Genomic DNA, 10989 nt, shown 5'->3' with positions numbered 1-10989 from the left:
GCGTACCGGTCGCAAATTCGGCCGCGGAGACGACGGGTACGCGAGTTTCGCCAGGCGGGAGACGGTCAGCCGAAAACGGCGCGCTCCAACCGGCGGTGCCGTCGGGCCAGGTAGCCCAGCAGCAGCATCAGCGGACCCGGTACCGCGGCGGCGATCTTCGCGCGTTCGGCATCGGTGGCCACCGCCAGGACCCGCGGCCCGTCGAAGGACAACCGCCCGGTCTTGCGTGCGGCGGTCTCGACGGCCTCCCAGGCCGCCACCGTGACGTGACGCCGAATCACCGGGAACAGGTCGCGTTCCTCATCGGCGATGTGGGCTGCCAACAGCCGGTGCAGATCGGCCAGGCCGGCGGCCAACGGCCGGGCCAGCTCAGGATCGCCCGAACGCCCGAAGGCCGCCGCGTGCTCGCGCAACCGGTCCAACCGCGGATCGAGTGCGGCGTGATCCGCGGTCAACTCCGTCAGGTCGACGAAGTCGCCTGCCGCGGCCTCGATGACCGGCCACAGCACATCGTCTTCCATGGTGTGGTGATGGTGGATCGACTCGCACATCAGCTCCAGGTAGCGGGTGAATGCCCGGGCGCGTTTGGGGGTGCACGGCATGCGGCGCTGGGCGATGGCGGTGGTCAGGTCGGCGAGCCTGCCGATATCGGCCACCATGGCGCGGTGGGCCAGCATGATGCCGCTGAGGTCGGGTTCCAGGGTGAGGAGTTGGTGTTCTCGTTCGGAGCTGTTCATGGAGATCACCTTGACGGTGTCCACTTGCGACGAACTTGTGACGGGCTTGGGGTGACGACGAGACACCGGCGACGCGGGTAGGCAAGGATGGTGTCATGGTGGCCAATCCGCGAGCCGGTCAGCCGGCGCAGCCCGAAGATCTCGTCGACCTCGCACACCTGGTCACCGCGTATTACACGGTGCAGCCCGACCCCGAGGACATCGCCCAGCAGGTGGTGTTCGGGACGTCCGGGCACCGCGGGTCCGCGCTGGACGGCGCCTTCAACGAGGCGCACATCCTGGCCACCACCCAGGCGATCGTGGAATACCGCGCCGCGCAGGGCACCACGGGCCCGCTGTTCATCGGCCGCGACACCCACGCGCTGAGCGAGCCGGCCTGGGTCTCGGCGCTGGAGGTGCTCGCCGCCAACGATGTCGTCGCGATGATCGACGCCGCCGACCGCTACACCCCGACCCCCGCGGTCAGTCACGCCATCCTCACGTTCAACCGGGGCCGCGACACCGACCTGGCCGACGGCATCGTCGTCACCCCGTCGCACAACCCGCCCCGCGACGGTGGCTTCAAGTACAACCCGCCCAACGGCGGGCCCGCCGACACCGACGCCACCAGCGTCATCGCCCAGCGGGCCAACGAGATTCTGTGTGAGGGGATCCGGGCGGTGAAGCGGGTGCCGCTGTCGCGCGCCCTGCAGGTCGCCCAGCGCCACGACTACCTCAACGCCTACGTGCAGGATCTGCCCAATGTCGTCGACCTGCACGCCGTCCGCGCGCAGGGCGTGCGCATCGGTGCCGACCCGCTGGGCGGGGCCAGCGTCGACTACTGGGCCGCGATCGCCGAGACCCACCAGCTGGACCTGACGGTGGTCAACCCGCTCGTCGACGCCACCTGGCGGTTCATGACGCTGGACACCGACGGCAAGATCCGGATGGACTGCAGCTCGCCGAACGCGATGGCTGGACTTCTGCGGAAAGTCAACGACAATCCCGGCGAGTACCAGATCGCCACCGGTAACGACGCCGACTCCGACCGGCACGGCATCGTCACCCCCGACGGTGGGCTGATGAACCCCAACCACTATCTGGCCGTGGCCATCGACTACCTGTTCACCCACCGGCCGAACTGGCCGGGCGGCACCGCGGTCGGTAAGACCGCGGTGAGTAGTTCGATCATCGACCGCGTGGTCGGCGGGCTGGGCCGCGAGCTGGTCGAGGTGCCCGTCGGCTTCAAATGGTTCGTGGACGGGTTGATCGGCGGCACAATCGGTTTCGGTGGCGAGGAGAGCGCGGGCGCCTCCTTCCTGCGGACCGACGGCTCGACCTGGACCACCGACAAGGACGGCATCATCCTGGCGTTGCTGGCCTCGGAGATTCTCGCCGTGACGGGTAAGACCCCGTCGCAGCGCTACGCCGAACTCGCCGCCACGTACGGGGCGCCCACCTACGCACGCATCGATGCACCGGCCGACCGGGACCAGAAGGCGCGGCTGGCCAAACTGTCCGCCGAGCAGGTGACCGCCACCGAACTGGCCGGCGAACCGATCATCGCCAAACTCACCGCCGCGCCCGGCAACGGGGCGGCGCTCGGCGGGCTCAAGGTGACCACCGAGAACGCCTGGTTCGCCGCGCGGCCCTCAGGCACCGAGGACGTGTACAAGATCTACGCCGAGTCCTTCCTGGGTCCCGAGCATCTGGCGGAGGTCCAGGAGGCCGCCAAATCGGTGGTCAATACAGTCATCGCGTGAGCTCTGCCGGCGAAAGTGACTGCACCACCCGATCCAGGCCGCGGTTACCGCGCGAGGTCTGGGTCCTGGTCGCGGCGAACTTCGTGGTGGCGCTCGGGTACGGGGTCGTGGCCCCGGTCCTGCCGCAGTACGCGCGGCACTTCGGCGTCAGCATCGCCGCGGCCACCTTCGTCATCACCGCGTTCGCCGTCATGCGCCTGGTCGGGGCGCCGCCGGCCGGTTTCCTGGTCCAGCGGCTGGGGGAGCGCCGGGTCTACATCAGTGGGCTGATCATCGTCGCGGTGTCCACGGCCGCCTGCGCGCTGGCCGAGACCTACTGGCAGCTGTTGCTGTTCCGCTCGCTCGGCGGCATCGGTTCGGCGATGTTCACGGTGTCCTCGCTGGGACTGATGATCCGGATCTCACCGCCGGATGCCCGCGGGCGGGTGGCCGGGCTGTTCTCTTCGGGGTTCATGATCGGTTCGGTCGGTGGTCCGATCCTGGGCGCGGTCACCGCCGGGCTCGGCCTGGCCGCACCGTTTCTCATCTACGGGGCCGCGCTGCTGGTCGCGGCGGCGGTGGTGTTCGTCAACCTGCGTCATTCGACGGTGATCGGCGGCTCGGACGAGGATGACGGCCCGCCGGTGCCGTTTCGCACCGTGTGGCGCCACCGCGCCTACAAGGCCGCGCTGCTGTCCAACTTCGCCACCGGGTGGGCCTCCTTCGGGCTGCGCATCGCGCTGGTCCCGCTGTTCATCGTCGAGGTGTTGGGCCGCAGTCCGGGGGTGGCCGGGCTCGCGCTCACCGCCTTCGCGGTGGGCAACATCTCGGTGGTCATCCCCAGCGGCTACCTGTCCGACCGGCTGGGCCGGCGCCGGCTGCTGATCTTCGGGCTCACCCTGGCCGCGGTGTCGACCGCGCTGGTCGGGTTCACCACATCGCTGCCGGTGTTCCTGGTCGCGGCCTATGTCGCCGGCGCGGCGACCGGCATCTTCGTCTCCCCGCAGCAGGCCGCGGTCGCCGACGTGGTGGGCAGCCGGTCGCGCGGCGGGACCGCGGTCGCGACGTTCCAGATGATGGCCGATGTCGGCTCGATCGGCGGCTCACTGCTGGTGGGTCTGATCGCGCAGTATTTCTCGTTCTCCTGGGCGTTCATCATCAGCGGCGCGATCCTGCTGGTGGCGGCGCTGGGCTGGGTCTTTGCCCCCGAAACCCGGGGCCGGCCGCCCGCTGAGCACACCCCGGCCCGTCCGCTCGGCCCGGAGGCCGGTGGAGAGGTGCCCTGACCAGCTGTTTTGAACCTGCGCGGGACAGTGGTGTACCTTTCAACAGCACAACAAACGGGGCTATGGCGCAGTTGGTAGCGCACCACACTGGCAGTGTGGGGGTCAGGGGTTCGAATCCCCTTAGCTCCACGTTCGAGAAACCCGCCCAGACCATTGGTCTGGGCGGGTTTCTTGCTTTGCGTCTCGATTCACGCCGATGCATGAACGCCACAGTGCTCTCCCAGAAGGGCGACTTCCCGGCGGTTACAAGGCCGTCTCCCTAACGATCGTTGTCGAGGAACGCAACTGCGGTCCTGGAGAATTCGTGGTGGTACTGGAAGATCCCGCCGTGCCCGGAGTTGGGGTAGATGACCAGTTCCGACCCGGCGATCCGTCGGTGCATGTCCTCCGACAGCGTGCTGGGGACCATGCGGTCGTGGTCGCCGTTGGCGATCAGTGTCGGTTGGGTGATCTTGGACAAATCTGCCGGTGTGGACCGGCCCCAGCGTTTGATCGCTTTGAGCTGGGTCTGGAAGGCCCTGACGGTGATCTTCGCGTCTCTGTCGTGGATGCGTTCGTCGAGGCGCTTGACGAAGGCGCGGGCGGCCGCCTTGCCGGTGGCGTCGCGGTTGAAGAACAGGAATTCCTTGGGGTCGCTTCGGGTGAGGGTGGCGCGCACCATGTCGTAGTAGGTGGTGCCCGCAACTTTGTCGATGCCCTTGCCCCCGGCGGGGCCGGATCCCGTGAGGATCAGTTTGCGCACCAGTTCGGGATGCTTGAGCACGAGGGCTTGGGCGATCATCCCGCCGAGGGAGAAGGCGAAGATGTCGACGGTGGTGTGTCCGAGTGCGGTGATGAAGGTGTATGCGTCCTCGGCCATCGCTTCGATGGTGTCGGGGACTTTTCCGGTGGAGGCTCCGACGCCGCGGTTGTCGAAGGCGATGACGTGGTGGCCCTCGGCGATCGGGTCGATGATGCGGGGGTCCCAGTTGTCCAGGGTGGCGGCGAGGTGGACGAGGAACACGACCGGGATTCCGCCGGTGGGCCCGAGTTCGCGGTACGCGTAGGTGACCCCGCCGGCGGTCAGGGTGCGCGCCGGCGCGTCGCGATATGAGGTGACGATTCTGTGGGGTGGGTTGTGGTTGGCGTTCATGACGATCTCCTGGCTGGTTGCGGTCGGGTCAGTCGGCGAGGAATTGCAGTGCGGTGGCGACGAATTCGCGGTGGTACTGGAAGACTCCGCCGTGTCCGGAGTTCGGGTAGATCTTGAGTTCGGCGTTGGGCAGGCGCCGCGCCATGTCGTTGGAGTGTTCGCTGGCGACCATGAGGTCGTGGTCACCGTTGGCGACCAGGACGGGCTGGGTGATGACCGACAGGTCATCGGGCTGGCTCTGGCCGGCGTGGCGGATGGCTCTGAGTTGGTTGACCCCTGCGCGCAGGGTGATCTTCTTGTCGCGGTCGCGGGTCCGCTCCTTGAGGCGGTGCAGGTAGTCGCCGGCGGCGGCCTTGCCGTCGGCGGTGCGGGGGAAGAACAGGAAGTTGCGGGGGTCGCTCCAGGTGAGGAACGCCTTGAGGTAGGCGGTGCCGACGATGGTGGCCATCTTGTCGATGCCGCCGCCGCCGCGGGGTCCGGTGCCGGCCAGGATCATTCGGCGGACCAGTTCTGGGGCTTGCAGGGCCACCATTTGGGCGACGCCGCCGCCGAGTGAGAACCCGAACAGGTCGACCTGTTCGAGTCCCAGGGCGCGGATGAAGGCGATGGCGTCGGAGCCCATCTGCTCGACGGTGGGGGGAACCGTGCCGCCGGTGGCACCGACACCGCGGTTGTCGAAGGCGATGACGCGGTGGTGAGCGGCGATACCGTCGACGATGCGGGGGTCCCAGTCGTCGAGGACCGCGGTGAAGTGGTGCAGGAACACCACGGGAACCCCTGTGCCGGTGCCGAGTTCGCGGTAGGCGAAGGGCACGCCGCCGACGTTGACGGTGCGGGTGGGGGTGTCTTTCCAGGTGGTCATGATGTGCCTTTCAGCAGGGTGTGAGTTGGTGCGTCGAGGGCAGTGGTCATCCGAGATCCCCGATTTCACATACGATCTTACGATCATAATATTATGACTGTAATATCGAGTGGTACGATTTGGCAAGGACGGATGCTCATGACAGGACAGGGAGGTGGCCCATGGCGCGACAGGCCGGGGAGCGCAAGGCCGAGACGCGGCGCCGGATCATCGCCACGGCCAGCGCGCGATTCAAGACCGACGGCATCGACGGCTCCGGGATCGCGACGCTGATGTCGGACGCCGGTCTGACCAACGGCGCGTTCTACGCCCACTTCGCATCCAAGGACGATCTGGTGGCCCACGCCGTCGCCGACCAGTTGCGCGCGCAGGTCGACGCGTTGACGTCGCTACCGCCCGGCCGGGCGGCACTGCAGGACTACATCCGCGGGTACCTCTCAACGCAGCACCGCGATGATCCGGGCGCCGGTTGCCCCAACGCCGCATTGCTCGATGAGATCGGCCGCTGCAGCTCGGCGGTACGCGACTCCTACACCGAGGGCATGACGTCCATCGTCGACGTCATCGCCGCGCACCTCTCGCCAAGCGAACCTGCGGCCGCGCGCAGCACCGCGCTGGGACTGTTCACCATCCTGGTGGCCAGCATGCAACTCGCCCGGGCGGTGTCCGACCCGGCGCTGTCCGACGACATTCTGGCCGCGGGGATCCGCAACGCGACGGCATTGCTCGACGTCGAGAAGGCAGAGAGGCCCAGATCATGAAGGCGTTCGTCGTCACCCACTACGGCAAAGACGGTGTGCAGGCCAGGGACGTTCCCGTGCCGACCGTCGGCCACAACGACGTGCTGGTCAAAGTCCACGCCTCAGGCGTCAACCCGCTCGACAGGATGGTCCGCGACGGGGACTTCAAACAACTCCTCAAATACAAGACCCCGTTCGTGCTCGGCCACGATGTGGCCGGGGTGATCACCGACGTCGGTGCCGGCGTCCCCGGCTTCGCCGTCGGCGACGAAGTGTATGCACGCCCCCGCGACATGCGCATCGGGACGTTCGCGGAATACATCGCCATCGACCACGCCGACGTCGCGCACAAGCCAGCATCGCTGAGCATGCACGAGGCCGCCGCAGTCCCGTTGGTGGCCCTGGCGGCCTGGCAGATCCTCGTCGAGAAGGCGAACATCCAACCTGGACAGAAAGTGCTCGTCCACGCCGGCGCCGGCGGGCTCGGATCCACCGTTATCCAACTCGCCAAACACCTCGGCGCCCACGTCGCGACCACCGTCAACGGTGCGCGGGCCGAGCTGGTCCGCGCTCTCGGCGCAGATGTCGTGGTCGACTACACCACACAGGATTTCGCCGACGTGCTCTCCGGCTTCGACCTTGTCGTGGACTCGGTGGGCGAAGACAACCTCCTCACATCACTGACCGTGCTCAAACCTGGAGGACTGGCGATCGGTGTCACCGGCCCACCAGACGCCGACTTCGCCAAACAACTGGGCGCGCCCAAGCCCTTCGAGTTCGTCTTGTCGTTCCTCAGTCGCAAAGTTCGCAACGCCGCCAAGAAGCTACGGGTGCGCTACGCGTTCTTCTTCATGCAGGCCAGCGGAGCCCAGCTTCATCAGCTCGCCGCGCTATACGACGCGGGTCGCCTGCGGCCGGTCCTCGATTCGACGTTCCCGTTCGATCGGACGCTGGACGCGCTCGCCCACCTCGAGAACGGCAGGGCCAAAAGCGGCAAGGTCGTCGTCACCCTCGACTGACACCAACACCCAGACCTGCATAAAGGTACCGCGGTGGACGTCGCGCGAGGGGCCCATTCACCCTGGCAGGGTGGGGGTCGGGGGTTCGAATCCCGCCGGCTCCACGCTTCACGACTGTTTCGTTTCCGGGGCGCGGAGCCGCCGCTCTTGCCGAACACGCCGTGGCACACGCCGGACCGGACTAAAGTTTGCGAGCGGGGTGGGTGGGAATCCGGAACCGGGATGAGTACGTCCGGCTCCGGGTCACGCGTTTCTGAGCGCAGGGGGGATGAGGTGGCGCCCATTGCGTCGCGGCGCGGTCACCGCGTGGCAGACTCCGCGATTCTGGACGCTGCCGTGTCCGGAGCCGGCCTGACCACGGCATTTCAGCCGATCACGGTGCTCGCCAACGGCGCCGTGGTCGGTTTCGAGGCGCTGACCCGGTGGCCCGAACTCGGCGATCCCGATCCCGAGACGGTGTTCGCGCATGCCGCGGCCACCTGCCGGCTGGGTGCGCTGGATCGGATGTGTATCACGGCCGCACTCGACGTCGCTCTGCGTCGCGAGCTACCCCAGGACACGTTGCTCACGCTCAACTGCGAACCAGTGGGTGATCACCTCGATCGCGCCGGGAACCGGCTATTGGCCCGCGCACACGAGCACCTGCGGTTGATGTTCGAGCTGACCGAACGCAGCCTGCTGAAACACCCCCGGGCGCTGCTTCGCAAGGTGGCCGCCCTGCGCGCGGACGGATTCGGTATCGCCCTCGACGATGTGGGTGCCCATCCGGACTCACTGGCGCTGCTCGACGTCATCTGCCCGGATATCGTCAAACTCGACGTTCACCTGGTGCAGTCGCATCCCAGCGACGACCAGGCCCGCATCCTGGCCGCCGTGCTCGCGCATATCGAACGGACCGGCGCGGTGCTCCTCGCCGAAGGAATCGAGTCCGATGAGCATCTCGAACAGGCGCTGTCGCTGGGTGCCACCCTCGGCCAGGGTTTCAAATTCGGCCGGCCCGGACCGCTGAGGGGCCCGGTCTCGGCGGGGTGGTCGCCGCCGCCGATGAAGCACCCGGTGCAGCCGACCGGTGACTCGCCGTTCGACCTCATCGCTGACAAGGTTCCGGTTCGCACTGCACTCAAGGCAACCCTCATCCCGTTCTCCCGACAAATCGAGGCTCAGGCCCGGCTGGCACCGGATCCTCCGATGGTGATGGCGTCGCTGCAGCTGGCAGAACACTTCACGGGTTCGACCAGCGCGCGCTAGAGCGAACTGGCGCGCACCTCTGCGCTGGTGGCCGTCTTCGGCCGGGGCTTGCCCAGCGATCTGGGATCCGGGGTCCGGGGGGTCGATCTCGCCCCTGGGGACCCGTTGTGCGGGCAGTGGATCGTGCTCAGCCTCGGTCCGCATCACTGCGCGGCCCTGATCGCCCGGGAGCAGGACACGTCGGGCTCGGTGCCCGAGCCGGAACGTCGCTTCGATCTCGCCATCACCTATGACCGCGTTCTGGTCACCGTCATCGCCCGCAGTCTGCTGGACCGGATCCCCTGAGCCGCACCGGCTTGGCGCGCCTGCAAAACCGGCGCGGGCCGCTAAAGTGTGGGCGATGTGCGCCTCTCCACGTGCCACCGCAATGCGGGTGGTTGGCGGGGATGGTGAGGTGATGTGATCGGCAGCCTCAACGGTCTGGTGGATCTGGCGGCCAAGCGACTCATCACCGCGCACACCGAGAATGCGGTCGAGGTCAGTGAACTGGTGCTGACCGACCTCGCGGCCTATCTCGGGCTGGATGTGGCGTTCCTGCGGCACAACGATCACGAGATCCACGCGACCCGGCTGGTGGCGCAGTGGCCGATCCGCACCTATGTGCCGGACCCGGACCCGATCGGCGTCGTGTACTTCGCCGAAGCGGACCCGGTGTTCGCGATGGCCGAATGGCTCAAAGAGCCGCTGGTCATCCGCCCGGAGCCCAAGACCGATGAATATCAGCAGACGATCCAGCAGGGCACCGAGGTGCCGCAGACCTCGCTGGCCTGCGTGCCCCTGCTGTCGAACGACGTCACCACCGGCACATTGGGCTTCGTCAAATACGGTGACCGCGAGTGGCTCGAGGAAGAACTCAACGCGCTGAAGACCATTGCGACGATGTTCGCCCAGCTGCAGGCCAGGTTGGTCGCGATCGAGCGCCTGCAGTTCCTGGCCGAGCACGATGATCTCACCGGGCTGTGCAACAGCGGTGTCCTCACCGAGCACCTTGCGGCCCGCCTCGCCGATGGGCAAGACGGTCCGGTCGCCGTGCTGTTCACCGATCTGGATCGGCTGAAGTCGGTCAACGATCAGTTCGGTCACACCGCGGGCGACGAGCTGATCGCGCAGTTTGCCGGTCGGCTGCGCGAATCCCTGGACGCCACCGCACTTCTGGCACGCCAGGCCGGTGACGAGTTCGTCATCGTGCCCGCCGGCCCGACGGACCTCGACGACGCGGCGCTGCTCGCCGAACGGATCACCCTGCTGCTCAAGGAACCCTTCACCATCGGCCGCGAATTCATCCGGCGCACCGCCAGTATCGGTGTGGCGCTGGGAACTCCGGGCCGTGACTCGGCTGCCGACGTGCTGCGTCACGCCGACCTGGCGCTGGTGGCCGCCAAGGATTCCGGGGGCAACGACGCCGCCGTGTTCAGCGACGTCATCGCCCAAAAATACCTGCTGCTCAACGATGTCGAGCTGCGCCTGCGCGACGGGATCGAGAACGGGGCGTTCGTCGTGCACTACCAGCCGGAGGTTGACCTGCGCACCGGCGAGGTGGTGGCGGTGGAGGCGTTGGTGCGGTGGAACCACCCCACCCGGGGAATGCTGCTGCCGAGCGCTTTCATGCCGGTCGCCGAATCCTCCAACCTGGCGGCGGTATTGGGCCGCAAGGTGCTGCAGGATTCCTGCGCGCAGCTGCGGCAGTGGCGGTCGATGGGGCTGGCACAGACGGTGAAGCTGCGGGTCAACGTCTCACCCGTGCAACGGGTGGCCGACGGTTTCGTCGACCATGTGGCCCGCGTGCTCGCGGACCTGGAACTCGATCCGGCGTCGTTGAGCTTGGAGATTTCCGAGAGCTTCGTCACCGATGACGCCGATCTGAACGATGAGATCCTCACCGCACTGCGTGCGCTCGGCGTGAGTCTGGCACTCGACGAATTCGGGGCCGCCTACAGCGATTTGAGTCGGCTGAAATCGCTGCCCATCGACACGTTGAAGATCGACCGGTCGTTCGTGCAGAACCTGGACGGCAGCAAGGACGATCTCGCGATCGTCCGGGCGATCGTGTCGCTCGGCGAGGCGTTCGGTCTCGGGCTGGTGGCCGTGGGCCTGGAAACCGAGGCGGCCGCGCGGATGCTCGTGCAGTTGGGCTGCTATCAGGCACAGGGATTTCTGTTGTCCCCGCCGGTCGACGCCGACACCATGGCCACGATGCTGGCCGATGGCAGCACCTCCTGGCGGCCCTAGGTCGGCGCCGCCGGA

General features: G+C 67.4%; 10 protein-coding genes and 1 tRNA gene. 8 read left to right on the top strand and 3 right to left on the bottom strand.

Annotated elements, in window-relative coordinates; translation table 11 throughout:
- Nucleotides 1-65 precede the first annotated feature (65 nt).
- Nucleotides 66-737 carry a hemerythrin domain-containing protein gene (locus tag A7U43_RS21480; protein WP_068003341.1) on the bottom strand — a complete coding sequence of 224 codons (672 nt, stop codon included), beginning with the start codon at nt 735-737 and terminating at the stop codon, nt 66-68.
- A gap of 95 nt (nt 738-832) precedes the next feature.
- Between A7U43_RS21480 and pgm the strand changes: the two genes are divergently transcribed.
- From pgm to A7U43_RS21465, 3 genes are all read left to right on the top strand, one after another.
- Nucleotides 833-2479, top strand: a complete 1647-nt coding sequence (pgm, locus tag A7U43_RS21475) for a phosphoglucomutase (alpha-D-glucose-1,6-bisphosphate-dependent) (protein WP_067999222.1) — start codon at nt 833-835, stop codon at nt 2477-2479.
- Nucleotides 2476-3744, top strand: coding sequence for an MFS transporter (locus tag A7U43_RS21470; RefSeq protein WP_067999220.1), 1269 nt, complete (start codon nt 2476-2478; stop codon nt 3742-3744). The genes pgm and A7U43_RS21470 overlap by 4 nt, the downstream gene beginning before the upstream one ends.
- Before the next feature lie 56 nt (nt 3745-3800).
- Nucleotides 3801-3873: transfer RNA gene (locus A7U43_RS21465), tRNA-Ala, on the top strand.
- A 130-nt stretch (nt 3874-4003) separates the two neighbouring features.
- Here the strand turns inward: A7U43_RS21465 and A7U43_RS21460 are convergent.
- Both A7U43_RS21460 and A7U43_RS21455 read right to left on the bottom strand, forming a co-directional pair.
- Entirely contained in the window at nt 4004-4876 is an 873-nt protein-coding gene (locus A7U43_RS21460) for an alpha/beta fold hydrolase (protein ID WP_067999218.1), read from the bottom strand.
- Nucleotides 4877-4904: 28 nt separating this feature from the next.
- Nucleotides 4905-5738 carry an alpha/beta fold hydrolase gene (locus tag A7U43_RS21455; RefSeq protein WP_067999216.1) on the bottom strand — a complete coding sequence of 278 codons (834 nt, stop codon included), beginning with the start codon at nt 5736-5738 and terminating at the stop codon, nt 4905-4907.
- Nucleotides 5739-5899: 161 nt separating this feature from the next.
- Here A7U43_RS21455 and A7U43_RS21450 point away from each other — a divergent pair, with 161 nt between their 5' ends.
- The 5 genes from A7U43_RS21450 to A7U43_RS21435 all read left to right on the top strand — a co-directional run bounded on the left by A7U43_RS21450 (nt 5900) and on the right by A7U43_RS21435 (nt 10974).
- The gene (locus tag A7U43_RS21450; RefSeq protein ID WP_067999214.1) at nt 5900-6499 is read left to right on the top strand and encodes a TetR/AcrR family transcriptional regulator; all 600 of its coding nucleotides are present in this window, start codon (nt 5900-5902) and stop codon (nt 6497-6499) included.
- A complete protein-coding gene (locus A7U43_RS21445) occupies nt 6496-7497 on the top strand; it encodes an NADP-dependent oxidoreductase (RefSeq protein WP_067999211.1) in 1002 nt (333 codons plus the stop codon). The genes A7U43_RS21450 and A7U43_RS21445 overlap by 4 nt, the downstream gene beginning before the upstream one ends.
- Nucleotides 7498-7803: 306 nt before the next feature.
- Nucleotides 7804-8745 carry an EAL domain-containing protein gene (locus tag A7U43_RS21440; RefSeq protein WP_197499885.1) on the top strand — a complete coding sequence of 314 codons (942 nt, stop codon included), beginning with the start codon at nt 7804-7806 and terminating at the stop codon, nt 8743-8745.
- Between the two features lie 27 nt (nt 8746-8772).
- On the top strand, nt 8773-9030 hold the full coding sequence (locus tag A7U43_RS29260; protein WP_082902243.1) for a hypothetical protein: 258 nt from the start codon (nt 8773-8775) through the stop codon (nt 9028-9030).
- A 114-nt stretch (nt 9031-9144) separates the two neighbouring features.
- On the top strand, nt 9145-10974 hold the full coding sequence (locus A7U43_RS21435) for a putative bifunctional diguanylate cyclase/phosphodiesterase (RefSeq protein WP_067999209.1): 1830 nt from the start codon (nt 9145-9147) through the stop codon (nt 10972-10974).
- Nucleotides 10975-10989: the final 15 nt, after the last annotated feature.

Origin of the sequence: Mycobacterium adipatum, assembly GCF_001644575.1 — a bacterium.
Lineage (GTDB): Bacteria > Actinomycetota > Actinomycetes > Mycobacteriales > Mycobacteriaceae > Mycobacterium > Mycobacterium adipatum.
The sequence above is the reverse complement of the archived record's forward strand: the minus strand, read 5'-3'. Positions and strand labels throughout refer to the sequence as shown.